At 55.2% G+C, this 26,672-nt stretch carries 22 protein-coding genes and 1 riboswitch; of the genes, 16 read left to right on the top strand and 6 right to left on the bottom strand.

The genetic code is table 11. From position 1 onward, the window contains the following. Positions 1-201, top strand: a 201-nt coding sequence (locus tag AC222A_RS13930; RefSeq protein ID WP_486775132.1) for an HD-GYP domain-containing protein, incomplete at its 5' end; no start/stop codon positions are given. A 24-nt stretch (positions 202-225) separates the two neighbouring features. Here the strand turns inward: AC222A_RS13930 and AC222A_RS13925 are convergent. After that, entirely contained in the window at positions 226-900 is a 675-nt protein-coding gene (locus tag AC222A_RS13925) for a hypothetical protein (RefSeq protein WP_486775131.1), read from the bottom strand. A gap of 89 nt (positions 901-989) precedes the next feature. On the opposite strand from AC222A_RS13925, the gene AC222A_RS13920 reads away from it, so the two are divergent. The 6 genes from AC222A_RS13920 to AC222A_RS13895 all read left to right on the top strand — a co-directional run bounded on the left by AC222A_RS13920 (position 990) and on the right by AC222A_RS13895 (position 8,726). Further along, entirely contained in the window at positions 990-2,048 is a 1,059-nt protein-coding gene (locus tag AC222A_RS13920; protein WP_372749051.1) for an AraC family transcriptional regulator, read from the top strand. Between the two features lie 173 nt (positions 2,049-2,221). Further along, positions 2,222-3,427: an acetyl-CoA C-acetyltransferase gene (locus AC222A_RS13915; RefSeq protein ID WP_372758695.1), complete on the top strand. Its 1,206-nt coding sequence runs from the start codon at positions 2,222-2,224 to the stop codon at positions 3,425-3,427. An 80-nt stretch (positions 3,428-3,507) separates the two neighbouring features. After that, the gene (locus tag AC222A_RS13910; protein ID WP_486775130.1) at positions 3,508-5,670 is read left to right on the top strand and encodes a 3-hydroxyacyl-CoA dehydrogenase NAD-binding domain-containing protein; all 2,163 of its coding nucleotides are present in this window, start codon (positions 3,508-3,510) and stop codon (positions 5,668-5,670) included. Between the two features lie 118 nt (positions 5,671-5,788). After that, a riboswitch (cobalamin riboswitch) is annotated at positions 5,789-6,007 on the top strand. Between the two features lie 91 nt (positions 6,008-6,098). Continuing rightward, positions 6,099-6,665 (top strand): hypothetical protein, encoded by a 567-nt coding sequence (locus AC222A_RS13905; protein ID WP_372747495.1) that lies wholly within the window; start codon positions 6,099-6,101, stop codon positions 6,663-6,665. Next, positions 6,655-7,929 (top strand): cobyrinic acid a,c-diamide synthase CobB, encoded by a 1,275-nt coding sequence (locus AC222A_RS13900; protein WP_372747496.1) that lies wholly within the window; start codon positions 6,655-6,657, stop codon positions 7,927-7,929. Before AC222A_RS13905 ends, AC222A_RS13900 begins: the two co-directional genes overlap by 11 nt. Beyond that, entirely contained in the window at positions 7,926-8,726 is an 801-nt protein-coding gene (locus tag AC222A_RS13895; protein ID WP_372747497.1) for a cobalamin-binding protein, read from the top strand. The genes AC222A_RS13900 and AC222A_RS13895 overlap by 4 nt, the downstream gene beginning before the upstream one ends. A 29-nt stretch (positions 8,727-8,755) precedes the next feature. Here the strand turns inward: AC222A_RS13895 and AC222A_RS13890 are convergent, their stop codons facing one another. Continuing rightward, entirely contained in the window at positions 8,756-9,997 is a 1,242-nt protein-coding gene (locus AC222A_RS13890) for a sensor histidine kinase (RefSeq protein ID WP_372747498.1), read from the bottom strand. Positions 9,998-10,305: 308 nt separating this feature from the next. Here AC222A_RS13890 and AC222A_RS13885 point away from each other — a divergent pair, with 308 nt between their 5' ends. The 6 genes from AC222A_RS13885 (at position 10,306) to AC222A_RS13860 (ending at position 16,923) form a co-directional block, all read left to right on the top strand. Further along, positions 10,306-11,250 (top strand): cobalamin biosynthesis protein CobD/CbiB, encoded by a 945-nt coding sequence (locus AC222A_RS13885; RefSeq protein WP_372809281.1) that lies wholly within the window; start codon positions 10,306-10,308, stop codon positions 11,248-11,250. A gap of 16 nt (positions 11,251-11,266) precedes the next feature. Further along, positions 11,267-12,388 (top strand): aminotransferase class I/II-fold pyridoxal phosphate-dependent enzyme, encoded by a 1,122-nt coding sequence (locus AC222A_RS13880; RefSeq protein WP_486775129.1) that lies wholly within the window; start codon positions 11,267-11,269, stop codon positions 12,386-12,388. 82 nt (positions 12,389-12,470) lie between these two features. Beyond that, positions 12,471-13,433: an NAD-dependent epimerase/dehydratase family protein gene (locus AC222A_RS13875; protein WP_372747501.1), complete on the top strand. Its 963-nt coding sequence runs from the start codon at positions 12,471-12,473 to the stop codon at positions 13,431-13,433. A gap of 94 nt (positions 13,434-13,527) precedes the next feature. Then, positions 13,528-14,352 (top strand): 23S rRNA (adenine(2030)-N(6))-methyltransferase RlmJ, encoded by an 825-nt coding sequence (locus AC222A_RS13870; RefSeq protein WP_372763651.1) that lies wholly within the window; start codon positions 13,528-13,530, stop codon positions 14,350-14,352. Between the two features lie 264 nt (positions 14,353-14,616). Next, positions 14,617-15,378, top strand: coding sequence for an SDR family oxidoreductase (locus tag AC222A_RS13865; protein ID WP_372747503.1), 762 nt, complete (start codon positions 14,617-14,619; stop codon positions 15,376-15,378). 42 nt (positions 15,379-15,420) lie between these two features. Then, a complete protein-coding gene (locus AC222A_RS13860) occupies positions 15,421-16,923 on the top strand; it encodes an amidase (RefSeq protein WP_372747504.1) in 1,503 nt (500 codons plus the stop codon). A gap of 4 nt (positions 16,924-16,927) precedes the next feature. On the opposite strand, the gene AC222A_RS13855 is transcribed toward AC222A_RS13860, so the two are convergent. The 4 genes from AC222A_RS13855 to AC222A_RS13840 form a co-directional block, all read right to left on the bottom strand. Continuing rightward, positions 16,928-18,730, bottom strand: a complete 1,803-nt coding sequence (locus tag AC222A_RS13855) for a DUF3604 domain-containing protein (protein WP_486775128.1) — start codon at positions 18,728-18,730, stop codon at positions 16,928-16,930. 30 nt (positions 18,731-18,760) lie between these two features. Further along, on the bottom strand, positions 18,761-20,176 hold the full coding sequence (locus tag AC222A_RS13850; protein ID WP_486775127.1) for a mannitol dehydrogenase family protein: 1,416 nt from the start codon (positions 20,174-20,176) through the stop codon (positions 18,761-18,763). Beyond that, on the bottom strand, positions 20,173-21,588 hold the full coding sequence (gene uxaC / locus AC222A_RS13845; RefSeq protein WP_372763655.1) for a glucuronate isomerase: 1,416 nt from the start codon (positions 21,586-21,588) through the stop codon (positions 20,173-20,175). The genes AC222A_RS13850 and uxaC overlap by 4 nt, the downstream gene beginning before the upstream one ends. 101 nt (positions 21,589-21,689) lie before the next feature. Beyond that, on the bottom strand, positions 21,690-22,385 hold the full coding sequence (locus AC222A_RS13840; RefSeq protein ID WP_372747508.1) for a FadR/GntR family transcriptional regulator: 696 nt from the start codon (positions 22,383-22,385) through the stop codon (positions 21,690-21,692). A gap of 194 nt (positions 22,386-22,579) precedes the next feature. On the opposite strand from AC222A_RS13840, the gene manD reads away from it, so the two are divergent. From manD to AC222A_RS13825, 3 genes are all read left to right on the top strand, one after another. Beyond that, a complete protein-coding gene (gene manD / locus AC222A_RS13835) occupies positions 22,580-23,788 on the top strand; it encodes a D-mannonate dehydratase ManD (RefSeq protein ID WP_372782771.1) in 1,209 nt (402 codons plus the stop codon). 14 nt (positions 23,789-23,802) lie between these two features. Further along, positions 23,803-26,133 (top strand): TonB-dependent receptor, encoded by a 2,331-nt coding sequence (locus AC222A_RS13830; protein ID WP_372763945.1) that lies wholly within the window; start codon positions 23,803-23,805, stop codon positions 26,131-26,133. Further along, positions 26,127-26,672: sugar kinase (locus AC222A_RS13825; protein ID WP_486775126.1), on the top strand; the 546-nt coding region annotated here is incomplete at its 3' end. The genes AC222A_RS13830 and AC222A_RS13825, both read left to right, overlap by 7 nt.

Below are 26,672 nucleotides of genomic sequence, written 5' to 3'. Positions count from 1 at the left end.
CTGTTTGGCAGGATAACATCCGTAGCTGATGTGTTTGATGCCCTGAGTACCCCGAGGGTTTACAAGGAGCCATGGCCTGTCGATACGGTCTTTGACTATCTGCGCGAGCACCGCGATTCTCAATTTGACCCTGAATTGGTCGATATCTTTCTAGCCAATCGCGATGCCGTTATGGACGTATTTGCGAAATACCACAGTTAGTCTGTCGCAAGCCCGCCGAACCATTTAGGTAAACGGGTTCAATTCCTCCAGCTTAATGTGCGAGGTATCCGGTGCAGGCGGCGGTGGTGGGCCCGCTTGGCCGAGCTGTGCGCCGGGCTCGTCCAACGTCAGCTTGCTGGTGTCGGGAGCCAATTTCTGTCGATTATCTGGCAGTGTTTCTATTTCTACTCCCGGCGGCGCCAGGCCAAAATCTGGTGGCTCAATGATTGGCGCTGACGTATTGGCGCTGCCTTGCCAGGGTTCGGGATCTGCCAGTGCAATGCCTGACAGATCAACTTCCACTTCCTCCACTACCGGCCGTTCCTCGTCGCGCAATACCGGTGTACCTTCCGGTGCCAGGTCCAGTGAGCCTGTCAGAGTCTCTTGAGCGCTGTTTCCAACTGTCGCCGGGCTGGGCGTGGCAGGAGCTTCAGTACTGCCAGCAGAGCCAGTGGTATCGGAGCTGGTAACTGGTTTGGCAATCGTCTGCAGACCGGCTTTGGTGAGTGCCGCTTTAAACTTGCGCGCGGCTTCTCCCTGCACGGCTTTCTTGATGCGGTGCGGCTTGCCATCGACCAACTGCGCGGCCTTCTCCGGGCTGGTTTTGAACAGTTGGGCAACGCGCTGGGCGGCCAGCTCCGGGCCTACGCCGTCCAGCAGTTTGCCGGTGATGATGATGTCGTAGAGGGCTTCACTCATGGCCATAACCTGCGTTTTCTTACAACTTAGCAGAGACTGCGGGGCAATGTTAAGATAAGCACCTCATTCTACTCAAAATTACGCCCCTAATGGACGCCGAAACGCTGCCCACCAAGTTTGCCAAGTCGCTGCTGACGCTCGTGGATGAGCGCGGTTATGACTATCGGTCGATCCTTGATCTGTCAGGTATAGACTTCAACCCCATGGATTCCCGTGCCCCCGGGTATCGTTCACAGATAACGGCGATGCAATATTCGCGTCTCTATCAGCAGGTGTTGAGCCTGCTGCAGGACGAAACCTTTGGACTGCTGCAGGGCAGTGGGGTTACGCCGGGTGCCTTCCGTATGATGTGCTACTGCATATTGGGCTGTGACAATCTGGGGAAGGCGGTTAAGCGGGCTTGCGAATTCTATCGCACATTCTTTCGCAACGAGGCGCAGATCAGTTTTCGCCGTGAGGGCGCGCTGGCGGCGGTGGGTTACAGTGGTGCACGCGATCGGTCGTTGGCCGAAACCGAGGTAGAGGCTGCCGATATTTACGGCCTGTCGGTGTGGCACCGCTTTTACTGTTGGTTGATTGGCACACCTATTGAGTTGACCCAGGTACATTTTGCGCGGTGTGCGCCCGCGCAACCTGAGCGGCGCCAAAAGTACGAACGGCTTTTTGGTTGCACGGTGCTGTTTGCTCAGGAGCGCGATGAAATTCGCTTTGATCAGCGCTATCTGGAATACCCGCTGGTACAAACGGAAGATTCCCTTAAAAAGTTTCTGAAAACTGCACCCTATCCGCTGATGGTGCTGTCCAATGGCCGTGACGACAGCAGCCTTGTGGCGCGGGTTAGAGCCATGATCGGCCATGACTTCAGTCAGGGTTCCCCGAACTTTGATCGCATCACCAGGTCGTTAAACATGTCGGCACCTACGCTGCGCCGACGACTCAAAAAAGAGGGCACCAGCTTTCAGATCCTTAAAGATGAATGCCGTCGGGACGCTGCCATCAACTACCTCAGCAACTCCGAACTTTCCATTAATGCCATCGCTGCCCTGATGGGTTTTACCGACCCCAGCGCTTTTCACCGTTGTTTCAAAAAGTGGACGGGTATGACCCCGGGTGAATTCCGGCAGCGCGAGCGGCGTGAAGCAATCTAGCTTCATAGTGACCGAATAAAATTCGTAACCTACTGTATTTAAAGGTGTTATACAGCCTTTGCCAGTCTGATTGACCGCTATTGTTATTGTCTTTCCACCGCGCAGGGTTAGATTGTGCACGCTAAATAGCGGGCCACCGCCCGTCGCTGTCAAAACTGCACACAGGAATCACTATGGCTACCGAAGCATTTATTTACGACGCGATCCGTACGCCGCGGGGTAAGGGCAAGAAAGGCGCAGGTTCGCTTTACGAAGTGAAGCCAATCGATCTGGTTACCAATCTGCTGGAAACGCTGAAAACCCGGCTTGATCTGGATACCACCCAGGTTGAGGATTTTATTCTGGCCACTGGTGAGCCTGTGGGTGAACAGGGCCAGGATTTGGCCAAGGCTGCGCTGGTGTATTCCAGCTGGGACGATGTCACAACCGGTGCCCAGTTGCATCGCTTCTGCGCGGGCGGTCTGGATGCAGTGAATATGGCGGCGGCAAAAGTAGCCTCCGGTTACGAAGATATGGTGGCTGCGGGCGGCGTTGAGTCTATGTCTCGTTTAGGTATTGGCGCTTCTGGCGGCGCTACCGGTGACCCCTGGGTGGCGATGAAAAGCTACTTTATCTCTCAGGGGCTGGGTGCCGATATGCTGGCCACGCTGGACGGTTTTACCCGCGAAGATGTTGATGCGTATGCGGTGCGTTCACAACAGCGCGCGGCCGCAGCACGCGACAATGGCTACTTCAAATCCATTGTGCCGGTTAAAGATCTCAATGGGGTCACCATTCTCGATCACGATGAGTTCATTCGCCCTGATACTTCCATGGAAGGTCTGGCCAAGCTCAAGCCGTCGTTCCAGATGTTCAATGATTTCGGCCACGGCGGTGTTGCCAAGCTGAAATACCCACAGCTGGAGAATATCAACTGCATTCATACGCCAGGTAACTCGTCTGGCATCGTAGATGGTGCCGGCCTGGTGCTGATAGGCAATGAACAGGCGGGCAAAGCGCAGGGCCTCACGCCGCGAGCGCGCATTGTTTCCTGCGCGCTGGTGGGTACCGAGCCGACCATCATGTTGTCGGGTCCCGCGCCGGCAACTGAAAAAGCCTTGAAGAAGGCTGGACTGACGGTAGATGACATCGACCTGTTTGAATTGAATGAAGCATTTGCTTCTGTGGTGCTGCGCTATCAGAAAGTGCTCGGCATTCCCGATGAAAAAATTAACGTGAACGGTGGCGCGATTGCCATGGGGCACCCGATTGGCGCGACCGGCGCAATGATTCTTGGCACGCTGCTGGACGAACTGGAGCGCCGTGATCTCAAACGAGGGGTCTGCACTCTGTGTGCCGGCGGTGGCATCGGTATCGCAACAATCATCGAGCGCGTTTAACTAAGTTTTTGTGGGGGCGGGTCCTACTCGCGAACATTCGCCTTAAAGGCCGGCTCCTGCACGAAAGAGAGATTGAAACAATGGGATATATTCGTTTAGAAAAAGACAGTGATGGCATTGTCGAGCTGATTTTCGACCAGCCGGGTAAAACCGTAAATACCATGGGTATGGAATATGATGAAGCCATGCGTGCTGCGGTTACTGAATTACAGGGCATGGTCGCCCAGGGCGGTGTGACTGGTATTTATGTTCGCAGTGGCAAGCCCGGCCAGTTCTTTGCCGGTGGTGACATCAAAGAAATGCTGGAAATGGACCTTAATCCCAGCGAAGAGAAGAAAGCCGAAATGTACCAGGGCATCATGGCAACCAAGGCGCCCCTGCGTACGCTTGAAACCCTGGGTGTTCCAGTTGCGGTGGGTATCAACGGTCCATCGCTCGGTGGCGGCTTTGAAATTTCAATGGCGTGCCATTATCGCGTGGCGGTAAAAGGAGTGCAGGTCGGTTTGCCAGAGGCGATGATCGGTCTTATGCCAGGCGCCGGTGGCGTTGTGCGTATGACCTACATGGTCGGCATGCAGGAAGCCATTGGTTTGATCAGTCAGGGCAAGCGCCTGACAACTGAAAAAGCGCAGGCCAAGGGACTTATTGACGAGCTGGTTGATTCCGAAGAAGAACTGGCAGCAAAAGCCAAAGCCTGGATCAAAGCCAATCCGGAGGCGAAGCAGCCCTGGGACAGTGAAGGCTACAAAATGCCGGGCGGCGGTCCAACCGATGAGGCCAACCAGGGGCTTACCTTTTTTGGCCCGTCCAATGTGATGGTACAAACCAAAAACCTGATGCCGGCGCAGAATGCCATTTTCGCTTGCGTTGTGGATTGTGCGCGTGTCGATTTCGATACAGCGCAGAAAATCGAAGGCCGTTACTTCCTGCATCTGCTGCTGAATCAGGTGTCGCGCAACATGATGACGGCGTTCTTCGTGCAAATGGAAGCGTTGAACAAAGGAGCCAGTCGCCCGAGCGGTGTCGAAAAAACCAGTGTTAAAAAGCTGGGAATTCTTGGTGCCGGGCAGATGGGAGCGGGGATTGCTACCGTGGCTGCGCAGAAAGGTATTGAGGTTGTATTGAAAGATATCAGCCTGGCCAATGCTGAAAAAGGCAAGGCCTATGCCGAGAACTTCTACAACAAGCGCATTGAGAAGAAACGCCTGACTGAAGAAGTGAAGAATGAATGCCTTGCTCGCATCAAGGCGACTGAAGACTACGCCGACATGGCGGATTGCGATCTGGTGATTGAAGCCGTGTTCGAGGATCGTAAGATCAAGGCGGCGGTTACCAAAGACACTGAAGCCGTCCTGAAAGCTGACGGTGTGTTTGCATCCAATACGTCTGCGTTGCCGATTACTGAATTGGCTGCAGCCTCGGTGCGTCCGGAAAACTTTATCGGTATGCATTTCTTCTCACCCGCCGAGAAAATGCCGCTGGTAGAAATCATTCGCGGCGAGAAAACGTCTGACGAAACACTGGCTCGCGCTTTTGATCTTGCCCAGCAACTGGGTAAAACGCCAATTGTGGTTAACGATGCCCCCGGCTTTTTTACCACGCGTGTTATCGGCAAGACCGTATCGCAAGGTGCCATCATGCTCGAAGAAGGCATCAACCCTGTGCTGATCGAATCGGCCGCTCGTGACAATGGTTCACCCATTGGTCCGCTGGGTGCGATTGATGAGATCAGTCAGGAAACCGCCTGGAAAAATGGTCAGCAAGCGAAAGCCGATGCCGAAGCTCAGGGGCAGAAATGGGAAGACAACGCCGCATCGCGTGTGCTGGATCGTATGGTCAACGAGTTTGGCCGCAAAGGTAAGGTGCACGGTGCGGGCTATTATGAGTATCCACAGGGTGGCCAGAAACACATGTGGCCAGGCCTGAAAGACGCCTTTGCGCCAAATGGCTATACCGAGATTCCATACGAGGATATCAAGGACCGTCTGATGTACTCCCAGTGTCTGGAAGCGGTTCGCGCCATGGAAGAGGGTGTGATTGAAAACGTCGGTGACGGCAATATCGGATCCATTATGGGTATCGGTTTTCCCGCGCAAACCGGCGGTGTTTTCCAGGCGATCAATGCGATTGGTCTGCAACAGTTTGTGGAGCGCGCTGAGTACCTACACCAGCAGTACGGTGAAGACTTTGCGGTACCCCAGCTGCTCAGAGACCGTGCGGCTAAGAACGAGCTGTTTCTGTAGATAGCCCCTTTCCCTGCCCTCCCTCCAAGGGGGCAGGACACCTTCTATAAAGATTTGGTGCGCGCATTCTTCCGCAGGTTGAGTGCGCTGCTTGACCTCCCCGCTGTCACTCTATACATTCACCGCCTTCGCTACAGGTCACCCATGGTTCTTGCTTTGAGAGCTGGGTGTTAAACGGGAAGTCGGTGCGCATGCGCAAAGCCGACACTGCCCCCGCAACGGTAAGTGAGTATCGCTGAACAAGGGCCACTGCGAGTCATCGCGGGAAGGCGTTCAGCCAGTTGTCATTACGATAACCCTCACAAGTCCGGAGACCGGCCTGCAGCGAGCCGCGATGACGTTGCGGAGGGCAACGGGCGGGGTAGGACTATGTCTTTTACCCAACTTCCTCCTGCGTCATCTCTTGCAATCCTGTTGGAGATGATAAAATGCAGAATGTTTTGACTCACTTGAATCGCAGTGCCATTGGCCTACTGCTCGGGCTGCTGATTATGCTCAGTCGCCCTTATCCACTCAGCGGTATTATCCATCTTGCCGATGTTACTCATGCCGCGTTGTTTATCGGCGGTTTTATTGGCCTTGGGTATCGCTGGTTTGGCGGCTTTGTCGCGCTGGCCGTCACGCTGGATATGTTGTCCATTGCCAGCGGAACCGATCCTTTCTGTCTCAGCCCTGCCTACGGTTTTCTTCTGCCGGCTTTTGCGGTGATCTGGTATGCCGGAGCTGCGTGCGGCAACGCGCCGGTCAAAGTCCAATTGCCGTTGGGGCTGGCGGGCTTTTCGCTGGCACAGGTAACAGCGTTTTTTATCAGCTCAGGAAGCTTCTATTTTTTGTCGGGCAAGTTTGTCGATCCGACACTAACGGAGATGCTCGCGCGAACTGAACGCTATTTACCGGGCTATTTCAGCAGCAGCTTTATCTATGTTGCGCTGTTTCTGACCTTGGCTGCGGCATTCGCCTTGATTAACCGGAGGCAGGGTGTACATGAACACTAAATTGATGATTCTCGCCTCTCCCGGTAGCAATCATGGGAAAACTCTGCTTAGTGCCGGGTTTGCCAAAGCTCTGCTGGATCGCGGTGACCGCGTGACGCTTTTCAAAATGGGACCAGACTATCTCGATCCGCGCTTTCTGCAGAAAGCCACTGGTCTGGAAGTGCGCCAGCTCGATTACTGGATGCTCGGCGGTGATGGCATTGCCGCTGAGCTGACTCGTGCGGCTGCGGTGTCTGATGTGATTTTGGTGGAAGGGGTTATGGGGCTGTTTGATGGCAGTTTTCCCGTGGCGCAACTGGCGGCAGAGTACGCCATTCCAGTAACACTCACGATAGACGCAGCGGCGATGGCTCAGACCTTTGGTGCGCTGGTGCATGGTTTGGCGACCTATGATGAGCGGGTCAAGGTCAGCGCGGTTCTCGCTAACCGCGTGGGCAGTGACCGTCACGGTGAGATGCTGGAAGAGAGTGTGCGGGCGCCGGTCAAATACCTGGGATGGCTGCCGCGGGATGAACGCCTGCAGGTGGAGGAGCGCCATCTGGGAATCAGCAGTAGCGAAGAGCAGGCACAGCAGTGCGCGCGACTGGTGGCCGAGGTGGTAGCTCCCATGCTCGACGCACTGGAGTGGGGTGAATTGCCGCAGCGTGAACTCGCACAGGTGCAAACTGACGTGCCTAGGCTCAGCGGCAAGCGCATTGCTGTAGCGCGCGATGAAGCCTTCTATTTTCTGTATCACGCCAATACAGATTTTCTGCAGGAGCAGGGCGCCGAACTGGTTTATTTCTCACCGCTGCACGATAGGCAGTTGCCGCCCTGCGACGCACTTTATCTACCCGGCGGTTACCCCGAGCTGCATCTATCGGCATTGACTGTGAATACGACAATGGCGGAACAAGTGCGTGATCACATCCTGGCCGACAAGCCCTGTGTGGCCGAATGCGGCGGTATGTTGTATCTGCAGCAATCTCTTGAGTATGCGCAACACAAGACCAGTCTGATTGGGTTGTTGCCGGGCAATGCGGTGGTCGGAGATCGACTGGCGGCGCTGGGCTATCAGGAATTACCTGACGGCAAACTAAAGGGGCATACGTTTCATTATGCTCGCATTGATGATGCCGTTACCGACGAGCGTACCCGCTACCACGACGGCCGGGATGGGGAGTTTATCTGGCGTCGCAACCGACTGGTTGCGTCGTTTGTGCACTGGTATTTCCGGTCTGACCCGGAAACCGTGTGCAACTGGTTTTCCGGAGGCGCTGAATGAGTTTATGGCCGCAGCGTATCGTCTGCCTGACAGAGGAAACGACGGAAGCGCTTTATCTGATGGGCGAACAGCATCGCATAGTGGGTATTTCGGGTTTTACGGTTCGGCCTCCCGAGGCGAGGAAGGAAAAGCTCAAAGTGTCTGCGTTTACCAGCGCCAAAGAAAGCAAAATTTTGGAGCTAAAGCCGGATCTTGTCTTGGGTTTTTCCGATATGCAGGCCGATATTGCAGCAGACTTGGTGCGCGCTGGCCTGCAGGTTCATATTTTTAACCAGCGCCGTGTGGCCGGTATTTTTGAGATGTTGCATACCCTAGGGCGATTACTGGGGGTTGAGCGCAAAGCTGAAAAACTGTGCGAGGGATTTAACGACAATCTTGAGCGGGCGCGGCGTTTGGCCAACTCCCTGCAGCGGCGTCCCCGTGTCTATTTCGAAGAATGGCCCGATCCCATGATTTCCGGCATCGGTTGGGTCTCAGATCTGATTGAGTTGGCAGGCGGTGACGATTGTTTTGCTGAACTTGCAGCCTGCCCGGACGCCAAGAGCCGGATTATTGCTGATCCGCTCGAGGTTGTGCGGCGTGAGCCTGATATCATTCTTGCGTCCTGGTGTGGCCGTAAAGTACGACCGGAGCAGATAGCCGCCCGTGATGGCTGGGGCGATATACCGGCGGTCCGCCACGGGCAGATTCATGAAATAAAATCGCCAATTATTTTGCAGCCTGGCCCGGCGGCACTGAGCGATGGCGTCGCGGCGCTGAGCCGGGTAATAGCCGACTGGAACCAGAGTCAGGGGTGAGCGTTTATCGGCAATACCGTGCACAGCATCTAGAGGGTGGGCGCGCTGTCCTGTCGCAAGTCGGGTGAGGGTTTTACGGCGTCGTCGAAACTGATTGGTAGACTCAGTGTTATCCGTGTGCCGTCGTGCGTTCCAGAATCGGCGTGAATCGTGCCTTCGTGCAAATCAACAATGCGCTTGCACAGTGCCAGACCTATGCCACTGCCGGGCGTTTCTTTGTCATTGCACGCCCGACGAAAGGGCAAGAATATTTCTTCGGTTTTTTCCTCTGGAATGCCCCGTCCATTATCACTGATCGTCAGTACACACTGTGTCTCGGTTGGGCGAATCTCAATGCTGATAGTCAGCGGTCGTTCGGGTTCGCGGTATTTGTCGGCATTGTCCAGCAGGTTGCTCACAACCAGGCTGATCGCGTGAAAATCAGCGATAACCCTGCAATGACCCGACAGCGAAATGTCCGTATCGGGGTCTGTAGCACGGTTGCGAAAGTTCTCGATTGCATTGCTGACGAGTTCGCTCATGTCATAGGTTTTCAGGGTCAGGCTGTCTTTACCCAGATGAGATAGCGACAACAGCTGCTCGAGAATCGTTAGCAGATTTGCACTGCCAGTCTGCAAGGCTTCGGCCAACTCTCTGGTCGTTGGGCTCGCTTCTGAGGGGAGCTCGCTGGCCAGTAGCTCGCTCAGCATGTGAAGGTTGCGTGCAGGGCCGCGAATGTCGTGGGCGACGGCGTGGCTGAAGAGCTCAATGTCGGCCAATACGTGACGAAGGTGGTTGTTGCTGCTTTCCAGCGCACTGTATGCCTGATAGCTTTCTAACGCCATATGCACCACAGCGCGCAAACGCTGAGCGGTCATTTGGGTTTTTGGTTCGTAATAATTGATCCCGTAGGTTTCAGCTATTTCTGTCTCTTGCATGGTGCCGGGTTGCCCGGTTCGCACGATGATACGTGTGTGAGGGTTGCTGTATTGATGCCGCACGTAGGCTGCAACTTCAAGCCCATCAGTATCTTTGGCCATCACAATGTCGAGCAGCAGAAGGGCTATATCGGGGTTGGAATTAAGATGGTTTATGGCTTCCTGGGCAGAGTGGGCATGCAGGAGTGTAAGGCGGTGCCCGAGCACAAACTCGTCTTCCAGTACCATGTTGGTTACTGAATGGATGTCGGGTTCGTCATCCACGACCAGCACAAACCAGGTTGGCGCTTCTTGCCGTGCGATTGGTGTTGTCGGTGCCAATCGCATACTGTCGGAACGGTTGTCTATTGGCATCTGCTGCTCTTGAGGTCTTTGATGTCAAAACCTCAGGTGTTTGCCCAAAGCCCGGAGGCGGTAAGCCCAGTATAAACCAATGCGCGCCCCCGCGTGCTGTTGCTCGCCAGCCAAAAACTTACTGGCTCTATGATTTTGATATTTGCAGCCTCAGCATCGCTTGTGAATAGGTAAATACGCCTAACACCGGCGAATGACGGGGAAACCAGGGGTATGACACCTTGACGGGTGAGGTGCGCCTGTATAGATTTTCGGCCTCGCTGCGCCTGACGGGCTCAATGGGCGAGCCTAATACAGGAGAAAAGGGAATGCTGGGCAGCGTACTGGGTGTGTGGTTTGTGGGATTGCTGCTTGACGCACTGTTGGGTGAACCGGCACGTTATCACCCTTTGGTGGTTTTTGGCCGTTACGCTAGCTGGCTGGAAACCCGCTTTAACCGCTGGCAGCAGGCGAGCCAGCTGGGACAGTGGTGGCGGGGTACCCTGGCACTGTTACTTGCGATTACTCCAATTCTGGCGGCGGTTATGGTGCTGCGCAGTGTTTTGGGCAGCCTGGCCCTGCTACTGGATGTGGTTGTTCTTTATCTCGCCATTGGCCGCAGCAGCTTGCGGCAACACGCAGTGGCCGTACGCGACCCGCTATTGCGCGCAGATCTGCCGGCTGCGCGCGCAGCTACCGGCCGAATTGTCAGCCGCGATACTGCTCAGGCCAGTGAATCGGAGCTAGTCACAGCGGTGGTTGAAACCGGGCTGGAGAATACTAACGATGCAATTATCGCCTCCCTGTTCTGGTATGCGGTAGCGGGTGCCCCCGGTGTTGTATTGCACCGTCTCAGTAACACGCTCGATGCGATGTGGGGCTACCGCAGCGAACGCTTCAATTTGTTTGGCCGCAGTGCCGCGCGGTTGGATGATGTACTGGCTTTCCCTTCAGCCCAACTACTGAGTTTCCTGTTCTGTCTGGCAGCGTTACCGGGTAATCGGATCTCCGCATTTCGCGTCTGGTGGGGGCAGGGGTGGCGCTGGAAAAGTATAAATGCCGGCTCAGTAATGGCCAGTGGCTCGGCAGCTCTGGGACTGCAGTTGGGTGGGCCGGCGCGGTATCGCGAACAAGTTCAGGATCGGCCTGTTCTGGGGTGCGGACGGGCGCCACACGTGGGTGATATTGCCGCCTGTTTTGCGTTGCAAGATCGTGCGCTGGGTTTGCTTGTCGCACTCTTGGCGCTGCTCGCATTTATCGAGGCAATAACATGAGAGGCCGCAGGTTGGAATGATAAGCGCAAAGTCTGAGTTAGCCGAGCAGGCGCCGTGGGAGCTACTATGTGAGCATGGCGGCAATGCTCAGGCGCTGGCAGCGGCGCTAGCAATTTCATCTGAGTCGCTGCTGGACCTCTCCTCGGCCGTAAGTCCATTTCCCTACCCGCTGCCACCGATGCCGGTAGACGTCCTGACGCAGCTGCCTTATGGCGACGGTTCTGTGACCGACCTCGCAGCCGACTGCTATGGCGTAGAGCCAGAACAGTTGGTGTCAGCCTCGGGTTCGCAATCGTTGATTCAGTGGTTACCGCGAACGCGCAGTCGCTCGCAGGTGCTGGTGCCACGGGTGGGTTATGCCGAACATGCTTATTGGTGGACCAATGAGGGGCATAGCTGTGTGGCTTACGATGATATAGAGCAGCAAGCTCTGTCCCGTACTATAGTTTCCAGCGGGGCGTCGGTGCTGGTGCTTATTCATCCGAACAACCCGACCGGGGCTTACATTAGCGCCTCGGATTTGGAGTGCTGGCGAGCTTGCCTGCCAAAAGACGGGCTGATCGTGGTTGACGAGGCGTTTATCGATGCAACCCCGGCGGCGTCGCTGGTGTCCATGCTAGATATGCCGGGTCTGATTATATTGCGCTCGGTGGGCAAATTTTTTGGTTTGCCAGGACTGCGTCTCGGGTTTGCTCTGGGGGCTCCGGCACTGATCCGGCGCGCGTCAGAGGCGCTGGGGCCCTGGCCAGTATCAGCGCCAGCACTTTGGGCCGCGCGACAGTTTTTCGGGGATTGTCGTTGGCAAAACGACAATCGATGTCGTTTGCTATCTCTCGCCGAGCAACAACGGGCTTGTTTGGAGCAAACGTTAGTCAGGTGTATGCAAAGTTCGGGCACGTCGCCGACAGCAGATATACGGCTTGTGCAAACGCCATTGTTCAGTAGTCTCAGGATGCCCCACAGTGAGGCTAAGGCTCTGGTGTCAGCGTTGCTTGAACGTAGAATCGCCATTCGTTACTACCGGCAACATCCGCAGCATGCCTGGCTGAGAATCGGGCTGGCTACGGATATTCAGCGGCAGCAGCTAGAGGAAACATTGGCAGATATTCAAGCTGGTTTATCAACCTGCGCTATTTGATACTCCAAAGAGCACTTCGGTCGCTTGTTGTGCGACCGGGTAACCCGTATAAATGGCCTCCTTTCACGCGGGGAGACAGACTGTGGCAAAACGAGTCCTGCTCACGGGCGCATTTGGCAACATCGGCACCTACACCATTGAATACCTGCTGGAGCGCGGGTACGAACTTGTGTGCGTTGATCGCAAACTACCCGGCACGGAATCGATAGCCCGTCGTTTTGGTCAACGCATCAAAGCCGTGTGGGGGGATATTACCGAGCCTGCCGTGTGGGACGAAGCGCTCACCGATGTGGATGTTGTCATTCACCTCGCCGCGATTATTCCACCGCTGTCTGAAACCCAGCCGGAGCTGGCTACGCGCGTCAATGTCACCGCGACTGAAAACCTGATAGCGGCAATGGAGGCGCGGGGCGTTCGACGTTTGATTTTTGCATCCAGCGTTGCGGTTTACGGCAAACTTCAGGATCGTGAACCACCTCTGACGGCGGACAGCCCCTATCGACCGGACGACCACTACGGTGAAACCAAGCTCGCCTGTGAGAAGGCGATCCATGCCTCGTCGCTGGACTGGAGTATTCTGCGCATCAGTGTTGCGCCACCAGTAGAAGTTAAATTTATCGGTGGTAACCACGACTTTGAAATGATCTTTGATATTGCGGTGGATACGCGCATTGAGTACGTACACCCGGCAGATTGCGCATTGGCTTTTGCCAACGCGGTAGCCTGTGACGAAGCTATAGGCAAGCACCTGTTGTTGGGTGGTGGGCCAAGTTGTCAGTGCACGGGTAAGGAATTCAACGACGGCATCCTCGCAGCCTATGGTATTCCGGCAATGCCAGACCATGTTTTCAAGAAAGGAACGCCGGCTTTTTACGGCGATTATCTTGATACGGAAGAAAGTCAGCGCCTTCTACAATTTCAGCGTCACAGTTTGCATGAAAGCCTGATGCACAGTCGAAAAAGCGTTGGCGTGCTGTATTACGTCATCAAGCTCTTTGGGCCGCTGATAAGGACAGCCCTGGCATCGCGTTCACCCTATCGTTAAGCGGTAAATAGCCCTTCGACGCAGCCGCCGGGTATGGTAAGTTAGCCGGCTTTGACGGTCGGTCCACGCCGGCCAGTATCGCCAGGTCTGATTCATGCTCAGTTACCAGCATCATTACCACGCAGGCAATCACGCTGATGTGCTCAAGCATTGGCTGTTGCTGGAGTGTGTGCAACACCTGCAAAAAAAAGACAAACCCTTCGATTACATTGACACTCACGCCGGCGCGGGCTGCTATAACCTCAGGTCGGTGGAAGCGCGTAAAACCTCAGAGGCGCAGCAGGGTGTACAGAAACTGCCTTGGGCTGAACTGCCGGAACTTGCTTACTATCGGGAGCGGGTTAGCACCGACCTCCAGGGCGACCGTTATCCAGGGTCTCCCTTGTTGGTAGCGCGGGAGTTGCGCCGAGGCGATCGTGCGTGGCTATTTGAATTGCACCCCCGGGCAGTCGTAGAACTGGAGCGAAACTGCTCGCGCAAGCGGGTGTGTCATGTGCGCAAGGAAGATGGCTTTAAGGCGCTGCTTTCGTTATTGCCGAACGCCAGCCGGCGCGCTCTGGTATTAATTGACCCGTCTTACGAAGTGAAAAGCGATTACCGCACTGTTGTAAGCGTTGCCGCTACTGCGCTGCAGAAAATGCCACAGACGATGCTGTTGATCTGGTATCCGGTGGTAGAGCGCTCGCGGATCAAGGTACTGGAGCAAGATGTTAAAAAGGCGGGGTTGCGCAATGCTCAACTATTCGAGCTGGGCGTTGCCGACGACGGTGGCGCAGGCATGAGCGCTTCGGGGCTGATCGCAATAAACCCGCCCTGGACGCTGGCAGAAAAATTTCAAAAGCTCGCGCCGGCGCTGTCTGCCGCGCTGGCCCCGGATGGCAAGCCGCGCTGGCGCCATCAGGTTCTGGTACCCGAATAAGCCCCGCAGTTTTCGCATGCCATAAAAAAGCCCGCATGAGCGGGCCGAAGGCTGGATGGGTGAAACCTGACGGAGCCGAGTTTCATGTCTTTCATGTTATCCCCCCGATATCGACCGAAATACGTCCGAATCGACTGAAATTACAGGCAATAGCAGTCGCTGGGCGGCTTGCCGTTGAAAATGTTCATGAAAACCGGCGATTTTGTGGTATCTGCCCAAGGCGTAACTTTCTAGTATCTCGATAAATTCACAGGAGATGGATGAATGGGAACCTATGCGATGACAGGCGGCGCCACAGGTATTGGGGCCGCCATCCGACAACACCTCGAAGGCGCCGGTCACCGCCTCATCGTCGTTGACCTGAAAGCGGCTGATATCAATGCCGATCTGTCTTCCTCCACCGATAGGGAGCAGGCAATTCAGGGAATCAGGGCTGCCGCCAAGGATGGGCTGGATGGTTTCATCGCTTGTGCCGGCGTGTCGGGCTCTGTCCCGGTGAAGAGCCTGATTCCATCGGTTAACTATTTTGGTGCGGTGGAACTGGTGGAAGGTCTGAGAGACATACTCGCCAGAAAGCGTGGCGCCGTGGTGCTGATATCCTCCAACTCAGCGCCGATGGACACCCGTCAGGACTATGTGGACGCCTTACTCGCCAGTGACGAACAGGCCGCAATGGCGATGGCCGGGGAAACTGACGGTCACTCGCTTTACAGCGGCTCCAAGCAGGCGCTTGCTCGCTGGATGCGTCGCAATACACAGGCCTATGCTGCAGAAGGCATTCGGCTCAATGCGGTTGCTCCTGGCTATACACGCACACCGATGACCGAGGGCGTGGCAAAAGATCCAGCCTACGCCGATGCGATCAAACAATTTCTGGACAGCATACCTCTGAAGCGTGCCGGAGAGCCTGAGGATATTGCCAAAGCGGTGAGCTATCTGTTGAGTGACGATGCCAGTTTTGTCTGCGGTTCGGTGCTGTTCGTCGATGGTGGCCATGACGCCATGCTCCGTCCTGACACTTTTTAAGGCTGCCTTGCGATAACCAGACAATTGAGTGAGTAGTGAACGATGCCGCACACCCGCCGCGAATTTCTGAAAACCTCATCACTGCTGGCTGCCGGTACCGCCATACAGGGCTGTGTTTCGCTGGCATCCTCCGGTGATTACAGTCAGTGGGATGCCACCACGATGGGGCAGCTGGTCAATGCCGGTAAAGTGAGTGCTGACGAATTGCTAAACGAGGCGCTCGCGCGATTGGCACGGTGGAATCCGATACTCAATGCGGTCGTGATGACACACGAAGAGTTTGCGCGACAGGAAATTGCAAACGGTGTTCACGGTCCATTGGCCGGCGTGCCATTCCTGATCAAGGATCTGAATACCTATCTGGGGGGCACCGTTACCACTCACGGAAGTCGTTTTTTCAGAGACGCAGTGGCTGAGCGTGACAGTTATCTGGTAGAGCGCTATCGGCAAGCGGGGCTGGTGATTTTCGGTAAAACGGCTACACCGGAGTTCGGCAAAAACACCGTCACTGAGACCCTGTTATGGGGTGAGACCCGAAACCCCTGGAACCCGGACTACGTGCCGGGAGGCTCTTCGGGCGGTTCTGCTGCGGCGGTGGCGGCGGGCATTCTTCCCGTGGCGCACGGGAATGATGGTGGGGGCTCCATTCGTCTGCCCGCGTCCATTTGTGGTCTGTTTGGCTTGAAACCGAGCCGCTTTCGAACGCCGCTCGGCCCTGCCAACGGTGATGGTAACGGCATGGCTACCCAACACGTGATCAGTCGCAGTGTGCGTGACAGTGCGTTGTTGCTGGATGTCAGTCGCGGCCCGGAGCCCGGTGGTTATGGGGCTATCCCGGCGCCGGCGCGCAGCTATGTCGACGCGCTGTCGCGCAGCCCCGGGCGGCTTCGCATTGGTCTAATGAAAACCCCGGTCATACCCGTGCCGGTTGATCCGCAGTGTTCGGTCGCGGTGGAACAGGCCGCGCGTCTGTGCGAATCCCTTGGTCATTACGTTGAAGAGGTTATCCTGCCGGTAAATGGTATGGAGGCCTATATGGCTGCGGGAAAACTATTGTCACTGAGCAGTAACGTAGCGATTCAGGCGCGCGAAAAAGTGCTTGGACGCAAGGTCACACCGGACGACATCGAACCCATCAACTGGCAGCGCTATCATCAGTACAAGCACGTTTCCGGTGAGGAAGTGCTGGCCGCCCGCAATGAGCAGGTGAAAGTACATTGGCAGATTGCCGAGTTTATGCGTGATTACGATGTGATCCTGTCACCAACGCTGGCGGTTATGCCAGATAAAGTGGGTGCCATTGGGCCACAGCAGCCTGTAGACGTCGTGGATCAGAAGGCATCGATGTACAGCCTGTTTACGCTTTTGTATAACTTTACCGGCCAGCCGGCGATGAGCGTGCCCTTGCACTGGAGTCCCTCCGGGTTGCCGGTAGGTGTGCAGTTTGCCGGTCGCTATGCTGAAGAGGGGCTGCTGTTTCAACTGGCGGCGCAACTTGAACAGGCCGCGCCGTGGTGGAATAAAACGCCGCAATTTCCCGCCTGAATGCTTATGGCGTGGAGCGATCTTTTGCCGTAAACCAGATCGGCGATGACCAGGCCCGCTCCTGTATGACAGTCTGCGTTGTCTGGCAAGTGCTTGCTTCTGCGGCAATATCGGCAGGTAGTTCGCTGCAGACTGCCTGATTCCAGCGGCAGGTGGGTTGCTCCAAAACCCGCAGGTAATACACGCTGGGTTGATCGGCATTGAAATCCGGGTCTTGCCATTGAGCGCAGAACGCGGTTTTTCCGTTTGACGCATTGATGAAAGTATTCTTATTGCTGCTGGTGGACAGGGCACACGAAGCATTGTCTGCTTTGGGCACTTCGTTCAGTGTAATGACCTTCTCGTGTTCTGTTCCATTCACGTCTATCCATGCTTTGACCAGCTGCAAACTTTGCAGGGGTGTACCGTCTGGTGCACTGTTGGCCATCGCAAAAAAACTCGGTGCTTTGGCGTGACTGACGGTTCCGCCCATGGGCTGGCCGTGTGTATAGGCGATTGTCAGAGCATCCGTGCGGTTGCACAGATCCTCGGGTAGATCGTCACTGGCGAAAAAACGCAGCCCTATGCGGGTACCGCTGGTGCCATACACTTCCCGGCGTTTCATTGAGTCGAACAAATCCTGCCGGGTATTACTGTGTGCATAGATCACGGCAAGGCCACCGGGGTTAAGCTCCGCCTGCTTGGGGATGCTGTAGCCTTCAATGCGCTGGTTCTTGTTGTGGTGCTCGCGGTAACGGCGCTCCTGTACCTGACCGGCTGTTGCCAGGTGGGTATCTGTGCTGCCGATCAGGCCCAGCTGGTATGGGTTGCTCGCATCGAAACGCAAGCCTTCCTTCAGCGCCTCTCGCAAATTGCTGGTGTCGTTCTCGGGTCGCTTGGCGGCTATGGGTAAGAATTTGCCGAGGAAAGACGCGTAGGGAAGTGCTTCAAAACTGCAGGCTTCGTCGGTGGCGCCGACACCGCTGTAGCACTCTGAGGCACCTTTGTGCTGAATGATTTCGGCCAGCCGGTCGAAATAGTGCCTGTCAGCAATGTTTATTTCGGGATCGTCCCCTTTGCGGGGAAACATCTGCCCCTTGCTCAAGTTGCTGTTGTGCGGAATTGTGAGGGCGTCACAGCCGGTGCCTTTGTCCACACAGTGTTTGCGCAGTTCGCCGAACAGGGCTTCGGGTGTTTTGTAGTCAAGGGCACTGAAGGGGTTTGAGAGATCCGGGTTACCGTTGAAAATAACATTGCGGTGAATAGTTGCGCCGCCGCTGCCGTTACCAGTCCACTCGTAGGCAACAAAACTGGTGAAGACACAGGGATCGTTTGCGGTTTCGGCTGCGCGCACGGTTTCCTGCCATGCAGAGCGTTGCACATCCTTGCAGGCGTTATGGGCACAGTGCGGGCCGCCGGGCTCACCCCAGAAGTTGCCGGCGATGCTGCCCAGCAGCAGGCCGAGGCGCGGCCGGTTGCGCTCGAGCTTGCAACTCCAACTCTGGAACGACGGGCTTTGCGGATTGTGACATAGGGTGGCAGCCCCGAGTTGTTCCGCGTGGTCAGTGACCGCGGCAAAATCCAGTGTCCAGCCAGGCGTGATCGACAATGTGTCGTTAACGGCAATGGTTTCGCCGCGGGCATAGCGGTAGGCATCGTCGGGGAGTGCACGAATACCCATGCCGTTGGCATCATTAGATAGCGCCGTATGTACATGCAGATCGCCGAAATAGGCCTGAGGCAGCTCGTGGCGTATGCAGTCTCCGTGCGCACCTAGCGCAAGGCCTGCCAGAGAACCGATGAATGTCTTTTTTAGGCGTGTTTGCATAGGGGCTGTCCGGAGTTGTGGCGGCATATCTCAGAGGGATAGGCGGTGCGATTCGCGCAGCACCTGATCCGCAATGCCCGGGTGGTCTGCTATGGTTGCCGGGAAAATGTCTCGCATCGCCAGTAGGGTTTTTATACCTTTTGCAAGATTCCCGTTTTTAGTCTTGCGCAGGGTGTCGGCCAGCGGATCATTGACCGTGTGGCCGCTGCGGAGAAACCCCAGCCAGGCGGCAATCGTCAGGCAGGCGTAACGTGGAATGCTGTCCCGTGCAATGTGCCATTCAATAACCGGAATAATACGCTGCGGAATTTTCTGTGAGCCGTCCATAGCAATTTGCTCGCAGCGATGTTCAAGGGCCTGGTTTTCAAAGCGTTCGATCAGGGCGCGTTGGTAATCATCTACCGGGAAACTCTCTGGCAGGGTAAAGGTCGGCTCTGCTTCGCGCATCAGGGCGATAACCGCATCGCGAATGAAGTTATCTTTGATCGCCTGGGCGACGCTGGTATGACCTTCAAGGCAGCCCAGATAGGCGATGAGAGAATGGCTGGCGTTCAGCGTTCGCAACTTGGCTGCTTCGAATGGCGTCACGTCATCGACGAATTGTGCGCCGACCTTGTCCCAGGGTGGCACCGGCCCCGCAAAGTTACGTTCGATAACCCACTGGCTGAAGGGCTCGGTAAACACAGGCGCGCCGTCTGCAAAGCTGTAATTACCGGAAAATTTCTCAATTGCGGTGTCGGTGGTGGCTGGCACGATACGATCCACCATGGTGTTGGGGAAGCAGCAATGCTGGTCAATCCAGTCGGCGAGCAGGCGATTATTCACCCGGGCGAACTGCAGTAAAGCGACGCGTAACTTGCGGCCGTTGTCGCTCAGGTTGTCGCAGGAGATCAGCGTTACTCCCGGTAGATTACGCTGCTGGCGTAGTGCGAGAGCCCGGGTCAGAAAACCAAGCGTGCTCTGCGGGGTGCCGTTATTATTCAGGTCGTGGGCGATATCGTCCTGATTGATATTCAGTGTGCCGCTGGCGGCGTCGAGACCGTAACCTTTTTCGGTAACGGTAAGCGTGATTACATGCACCGTTGGTGCGGCCAGCGCCTCAATAACAGCGTCAGGTTGTTCTGAGGCGACCAGTACTTTGTTTAACGCTCCGATGATCTGACAGCGCTCGGATGCATCGCGACGGGTTACCAGGCTGTAGAGATTGTCCTGCGGTGCGAGTGCATCGCGCATGGCAGGCCGACGCAGGCTCACGCCGATAATGCCCCAGTTGCCGCCAAAACGGTTCATCGCCGCTTCCGTATACCAAGCCTGATGGGCACGGTGAAAAGCGCCCACTCCGAGATGGACAATGCCTGGTTGGATTGAAGCGCGATCATACTCCGGCAAGACAATGTCGCGGCCGTTTGAAGCCAGTGCTGTCAGTGTATCGTTACATAGTTTCACAGCCGATAGGCCTTTTTCGCCAGACCGTAGCTCAGTTCTGCGATCAGTGCTTCGGCCTGTTCCTCGCTAAGCCGGTGATCCGCGACCAGTTCCGCCAGATAGCGGCAATCCATGCGCCGCGCTACGTCGTGGCGCGCGGGGATGGAGAGAAAAGCGCGGGTGTCGTCGTTAAACCCCACCGTGTTGTAAAAACCGGCGGTTTCGGTAGTCTGCTGGCGGAATCGACGCATACCCTCGGGACTATCGTGGAACCACCAGGCAGGGCCAAGTTTCAGGCAGGGATAATGCCCGGCCAATGGCGCCAACTCGCGGGCGTAGGTGCTTTCGTCGAGTGTGAAAACAATCAGTGAAAAATTCGGGTTGTTACCAAAGCGATCCAGCAATGGTTTCAAGGCTGATACGTAGTCTGTTCGGGTGGGGATGTCAGCCCCTTTGTCGCGACCATAACACTGAAAAAGTTGCGCGTTGTGATTGCGAAAAGAGCCCGGGTGTAATTGCATGACCAGCCCGTCGTCCAGGCACATGGCCGCCATTTCGGTGAGCATCTGCGCGCGGAACAACTCCGCATCGCTATCAGAGCATGCGCCTGACAGCACACGTTGAAACAGGGCCTCGCATTCAGCGCCGGACAAAGCCGCAGTTTGGGCTGTGGGATGGCCGTGGTCAGTGGAAGTGGCGCCCATGGCTTTAAAAAATTCGCGTCGCTGCCGTAAGGCCTTGAGATAGCCCTGCCACTGATGGCAGTTTTCTCCCGTCAGGGCAGCGAGTTGGTTCAGATTATCGGCAAAACCTTCGTACTGTGGGTCAATCACGGGGTCTGGGCGATAGGCTGTGATAACCCGGCCTTTCCAACCGCTGTCACGTATGCGCTGGTGATGCTGGAGGCTGTCGAGCGGTGACTCGGTGGTGGCCAGCAGCTCGATGTTGAATCGCTCAAAAAGGGCGCGAGGGCGGAAAGCGTCGCTGGCGAGGGCCGTATTTATCTGGTCGTAATATGCATCTGCAGATTCCGCTGTGAGAGTGACGGTTAGGCCGAAAACCTCACTGAATACATGGTCCAGCCATAGCCGCGACGGTGTGCCGAGAAAGCAATGATAGTGTTCGGCGAATCGATGCCATATTTTGCGGTTGTCTGTTTCGATACAGGTGCCGTTCTGGTGGCAGATACCCAGCTCATCCAGAGATACACCTTGGCTGTAAAGCATCCGGAACACGTAGTGATCGGGTTTTATCAGCAGTTCAGTGGCGTCGGTGAACGGCTTATTGTCCGCAAACCAGGATGGATCTGTGTGCCCGTGTGGGCTGATGATGGGCAGATCCCGTACCTGCTGATAGAGACGGCGGGCGATGTCTCGTTTCAGTGGTTCAGGTGAAAACAGTCGGTCAGGGTTGAGTTGCAGGGGTGTCGTCATAATGTTGCCGCGCGCTGTCAGATTGTCGGTAACCGGGTATAGGCTCTGCTACTTATTTTGGCCTGACCACCTTACCATTATTCAGGTCGCGCCGCGTCGGGTCAAGTCGCTTCGCTTTCGATCACGGTCTTGATCACACGTTTCAGGTGTTTGTGCATCGCTTTGCGTGCTTTGCTGGCACTGCCTTCGACGAGTGCGTCATAGATCGACTGGTGATCTTCAATAATCGGGCGCACGCCTTCCTCTCGCAGCCGCCGGTGAAACATCTGGCTAATTTCCGATTCATTACGCAACGCCCACAGCCATTCCACTGCCGAGACCAGCACGCTGTTGCCGGAGGCCTCGGCAATAACCCGGTGAAATTCTTCGTCGGCATCCTCGTGTACGGATTCCTGCTGATTCTCGCGGGCCATGTCCGCCAGCAGTTTTTTCAGTCGCTGCAGTTCCTGTTTGGTAATCTTGTCTGCGGCCAGTGCCGCAGTTTCTCCTTCAAGCGCCAGGCGGGCTTCTAGAATTTCGAACGGACCGGCGCCGAACTCTGTTGGCAGGGTATCGTGGCGGCCGGGTTTGCGTACCACGTAAACACCCGAGCCGCTGCGAATTTCCACAATGCCAGAAATCTCCATGGCAATCATGGCTTCTCGAATGGTGGGGCGGCTAACGCCAAGCTTTTCCGCCAGATCGCGTTCTGACGGCAGACGAGAGCCGGCGCTGATTACTCCCTCACGCACCATGCCGATGATCTGATCTGCTACCTGCATATACAGGCGCTGCTGCTTTACGGTTTTGAATTCCATTGCTGTTCCCAAGCTCAATTGCCCTGGAGGCCGTTTGTTGAAATAAGCCTTGCTCGTGTCGTACTGTCTTGGTAAGTTGGCAAAGTGGTCAGGCCAATTTAAGTGTCAGTATAGCCCGTCCGTTAGCGCCAAGTCAGTACTTTGTTTGGCTGTGAGTGTAGCAGAGGCCCTGTTTTTAAAGAATTGATAATCCTATGAAAATAATCGACGCCAAAGTCATTGTTACCTGTCCGGGACGCAACTTCGTGACCCTGAAAATCCTCACCGATGAGGGTGTCTACGGTATTGGGGACGCCACCCTGAACGGCCGGGAAATGTCTGTCGTGGCCTATTTGCAGGAGCATGTGGTGCCCTGTCTGATCGGCCGAGACCCACAGCAGATCGAGGATATCTGGCAATACCTCTACCGGGGCTGCTATTGGCGACGAGGCCCGGTGACCATGACGGCGATTGCAGCCGTCGATGTGGCGTTGTGGGATATCAAAGCCAAGGTCGCCAATATGCCGTTGTACCAGCTTCTTGGCGGCCGTTCCCGCGAAGGCGTGATGGTTTATGGCCACGCCAATGGTGCTGATATTGAAGAAACCCTTGATGAAGTCGCGCGTTACAAGGACTTGGGATATAAGGCCATTCGTGCCCAGTCCGGTGTGCCGGGTCTAGCCAGCACTTACGGCGTGTCGGGCGATAAAATGTATTACGAACCCGCCAACGGTAGCTTGCCGGAAGAAAATGTGTGGTCGACCGAGAAATACATGCGGCACACACCGAAATTGTTTGAGCGCGTTCGCGATGCGGTTGGGGATGAGGTTCATCTGCTGCACGATGCTCACCACCGGCTTACACCTATTCAGGCCGCGCGTCTGGGTAAGGACCTCGAGCCCTTTCGTCTGTTCTGGCTGGAAGACACTGTGCCGGCTGAATTGCAGGAGCGTTTTCGACTGATCCGCCAGCACACCACGACGCCCTTGGCCGTCGGTGAGGTGTTTAGCTCAATTTATGATTGCAACACCTTGCTCAGCGAACAATTGGTAGATTACATCCGTGCCACCATTGTACACACCGGCGGTATTACTCACGTACGTCGCATTGCTTCGCTAGCAGACCTGTATGAAGTCAAAACCGGTTTTCACGGTGCTACCGATCTGTCTCCGGTCACCATGGGTGCGGCCTTGCATTTTGATACCTGGGTGCCCAACTTTGGTGTGCAGGAGTATATGCGGCATACCGAAGCAACCGACGAAGTCTTCCCGCACGACTACCAGTTCGAAAATGGCTATTTGAAAATAGGCGATACCCCGGGGCACGGCGTGGACATCAATGAAGAACTGGCAGCGAAATATCCCTATGAGCGCGCCTATCTGCCGGTTAACCGGCTTGAAGATGGCACATTGTTTAACTGGTGAAAGCAGGTAACCCCATGCGAATTCTTATAACGAAAAGTACTGCGTTAGCGGCAGCGATAATCAGTATGAGCTCAATGAGTATTGCGCAGCTTGAAGAAGTGATTGTAACGGCACAAAAGCGAGAGCAGAGCATGCAGGATGTGCCAATGGCTATAACAGCCATCGGCGGACGCATGCTGGAAAATAATGAGATTAATAGCGTTTCTGATCTCAGCAAACTTGTGCCGTCTCTTAAATTCACGCCGGGCGACAGCCCCAAGAACAACTCCATTCGGGTTCGTGGTGTTGGTACTGATGTATTTAGTTCTGCGGTTGAACCCAATGTCTCGGTGGTGTTAGACAATGTGCCTCTGGCGCGCACCAGTCTAGCCAACTTTGATTTCGCTGACGTCGAACGCGTTGAAGTATTGCGCGGGCCTCAAGGTACACTCTTTGGGAAAAATGCTTCCGCCGGTCTGATTCACGTTGTAACGCGCGATCCCCATTCCGAATTCGAGGCGCGATCCCGATATAGTTACGATCAGGCCAGCGATTTTGACAGTGATATGTGGAAGTTTCAGGCCAGCCTGAGTGGACCTTTAACTGATGCGCTGGGTGCGCGCCTTACCATTTATAAAAAGTCTACGGATGGACATATTTATGATTTGACCACTAAGGATCACATCCCCTCGAGCGAGAGTCGCGGGGCCAGGCTTAAATTCAAGTGGGACGTCAATGATGTTCTAACTTTGTCCTTGATTGGAGAGTACTCGGAGTTCGACGGAGAGTCCTATCCCATGGTGCAACGCAGTGCGAACCCCGGTATAGAGCGTAGCAATGACCCGATCAACGCCAGTGAAGACAATCGTCAAGCGCGCACAGTAAGCGGTACCGATAGTGATTCGGAAACAGAGGCACTCACCCTGCTTGTGAACTGGGATGTTGGTAGGCACACATTGTCGAGCGTAACAGGGCTTCGCGAAGCTAATATATTTGCTGATACTTCCGCTGCTGCATTAGACGGTGCCAATGCAAATCTTGAATCCAATGGCGGCCCCCGTACGATTGAAACCTTCACTCAGGAGCTGCGCATATCTTCTGTCGATAATGAAGTGTTGGAATACACGCTGGGTGCGCTTTGGTTTGACAACAAGCTGGGAAATACCTTTGACCGCCGTGTGACTGACATTCCCGCGAACTATGCCGCTAATCTTTACACTGATGATCCTTTGGTGATTCCGCTTAATGTCGGTAGCATCAATCAGGAGGCCGGTTTCTGGAACCAGATCGATACAAAGAATCTGGGGGTTTTTGGACAAGCTACCTGGCATGTAGCTCATCGATGGCATACGACACTTGGATTGCGCTATATCGATGAAACGCTCGAAGCCGCCTTTACCAGCTACCAGCGATTGGAAGAGTCTGCTACCGGGCTGCCTTTGTCCGCAGCAGACTCCAGTGTTAGCGTACCGCATGCAGAGGTATCGGACACCGCCGTGACAGGGACATTTTCCCTGCAGTACGATCTGAGTGATTCGTCCATGGTTTATGCTACCTATTCAAAGGGCTATCGTGGCCGTGCATTTGATGTCGTGTCATCCTCGAATGCCGAGAGCTTTGCAGATCCGCTTGAAGCAGAAACAGCTGATTCCTATGAGATAGGCATTAAGTCACGTTTTTTTGATGAGCGACTGGAACTCAATGTTACGGCTTTCCAGACATTTTTCAAAAATTTCCAGGCGCAGATTGTCGATATGTCTGAAGGCGGTTTCACCACTGAACTGCGACTGGATAACGCGGGGGAACTTGAAACAAGGGGCGTAGAATTGGATTTCAAGGCGAATCCGATAGCGCCCGTTTTTATCTTTGGCTCACTGCTTTATAACAATGCTGAGTTTAACGATTTTATTACCCAATGTTTTACCGGTCAGGGCCCTAGCGAGGCCGGTGCTATCGATTCTGATGGCGATGGAGCCTGTGATGGCAATGATGTGGCGGGCGGAAAACTGCCCAATGCGCCTGAATGGAGTGGTTCTATTACTGGCCGCTATGATTGGGCTCTCGGTGAGAGTGGCCGCACACTCTATGGTCAGATCACCGGACGCTATCAGTCAGAGGTTCAATTTCAAGCGGATCAGCATCCACTGACCATTCAGGAAGCCTATGACATCTGGGATATTCGCGCCGGTTTTATCGGCGTGGGGGGGCGATTGGAAGTGTCGGGCTATGTCAAAAACCTGTTTGCACAGAATCATGTCAACGCCATGTTTGCCTTATCGCTGACGAACGACCGGCGCGATATAACGCATTTCTTGCCTCGTGATGCTGATCGTATTGTCGGTTTGTCGGTAGCTTATCAATGGTAGTGACCTGTCTGGGCGAGGTAATGCTGGAGCTCCGCCCCGCCGACAGTAGCAGCCAGCTTTCGCTTGGCGTCGGTGGTGATACCTTCAATACCGCCGTTATGCTGTCTCGGGAAAATGTGAGCACCGGCTACCTAACCGCGCTCGGGAAAGATCGCTTCAGCGATCAGATTCTTGATCGGGCGCACGCGGAGGGTGTTGGTACTGCCGGTGTCCAATTTGACTCCGACGCATTGCCTGGACTGTACCTGATTCAGAACGACGCCAGCGGCGAGCGAGAATTTTTCTATTGGCGCGACCATAGCCCGTCACGGCGTCTGTTTGATAGTGATGAAAAGCTCAGGGCTTGTACCGAGCATTGCTGCAAAAGTGAGTGGCTATATCTCAGCGGCATTACGGTTGCGGTGATGGCGCAGCAACAGAAGCATCGTTTTCTTGAATTTCTTAAAGCGCTCAAAAATGCAGGGGTGAGTATAGCCTTCGATCCGAATTATCGTCCGAGCCTTTGGGGTTCGGTTGAAGATGCCAAGCTCTGGCATGCC

The organism is Litorivivens sp. (genome assembly GCF_057445395.1).
This window is presented reverse-complemented; position numbering and strand designations above follow the sequence as displayed.

What these genes read in the sequence shown, in the direction of transcription:
- AC222A_RS13880 (WP_486775129.1), top strand. Translation starts at nt 11,267, where the DNA reads ATGATAAGCGCAAAGTCTGAGTTAGCCGAGCAGGCGCCGTGGGAGCTA.
- AC222A_RS13860 (WP_372747504.1), top strand. Translation starts at nt 15,421, where the DNA reads ATGCCGCACACCCGCCGCGAATTTCTGAAAACCTCATCACTGCTGGCT.
- AC222A_RS13905 (WP_372747495.1), top strand. Translation starts at nt 6,099, where the DNA reads ATGCAGAATGTTTTGACTCACTTGAATCGCAGTGCCATTGGCCTACTG.
- AC222A_RS13855 (WP_486775128.1), bottom strand. Translation starts at nt 18,730, where the DNA reads ATGCAAACACGCCTAAAAAAGACATTCATCGGTTCTCTGGCAGGCCTT.
- manD (WP_372782771.1), top strand. Translation starts at nt 22,580, where the DNA reads ATGAAAATAATCGACGCCAAAGTCATTGTTACCTGTCCGGGACGCAAC.
- AC222A_RS13925 (WP_486775131.1), bottom strand. Translation starts at nt 900, where the DNA reads ATGAGTGAAGCCCTCTACGACATCATCATCACCGGCAAACTGCTGGAC.
- AC222A_RS13885 (WP_372809281.1), top strand. Translation starts at nt 10,306, where the DNA reads ATGCTGGGCAGCGTACTGGGTGTGTGGTTTGTGGGATTGCTGCTTGAC.
- AC222A_RS13890 (WP_372747498.1), bottom strand. Translation starts at nt 9,997, where the DNA reads ATGCCAATAGACAACCGTTCCGACAGTATGCGATTGGCACCGACAACA.
- AC222A_RS13915 (WP_372758695.1), top strand. Translation starts at nt 2,222, where the DNA reads ATGGCTACCGAAGCATTTATTTACGACGCGATCCGTACGCCGCGGGGT.
- AC222A_RS13865 (WP_372747503.1), top strand. Translation starts at nt 14,617, where the DNA reads ATGGGAACCTATGCGATGACAGGCGGCGCCACAGGTATTGGGGCCGCC.
- AC222A_RS13910 (WP_486775130.1), top strand. Translation starts at nt 3,508, where the DNA reads ATGGGATATATTCGTTTAGAAAAAGACAGTGATGGCATTGTCGAGCTG.
- AC222A_RS13830 (WP_372763945.1), top strand. Translation starts at nt 23,803, where the DNA reads ATGCGAATTCTTATAACGAAAAGTACTGCGTTAGCGGCAGCGATAATC.
- AC222A_RS13870 (WP_372763651.1), top strand. Translation starts at nt 13,528, where the DNA reads ATGCTCAGTTACCAGCATCATTACCACGCAGGCAATCACGCTGATGTG.
- AC222A_RS13900 (WP_372747496.1), top strand. Translation starts at nt 6,655, where the DNA reads ATGAACACTAAATTGATGATTCTCGCCTCTCCCGGTAGCAATCATGGG.
- AC222A_RS13895 (WP_372747497.1), top strand. Translation starts at nt 7,926, where the DNA reads ATGAGTTTATGGCCGCAGCGTATCGTCTGCCTGACAGAGGAAACGACG.
- AC222A_RS13920 (WP_372749051.1), top strand. Translation starts at nt 990, where the DNA reads ATGGACGCCGAAACGCTGCCCACCAAGTTTGCCAAGTCGCTGCTGACG.
- AC222A_RS13840 (WP_372747508.1), bottom strand. Translation starts at nt 22,385, where the DNA reads ATGGAATTCAAAACCGTAAAGCAGCAGCGCCTGTATATGCAGGTAGCA.
- uxaC (WP_372763655.1), bottom strand. Translation starts at nt 21,588, where the DNA reads ATGACGACACCCCTGCAACTCAACCCTGACCGACTGTTTTCACCTGAA.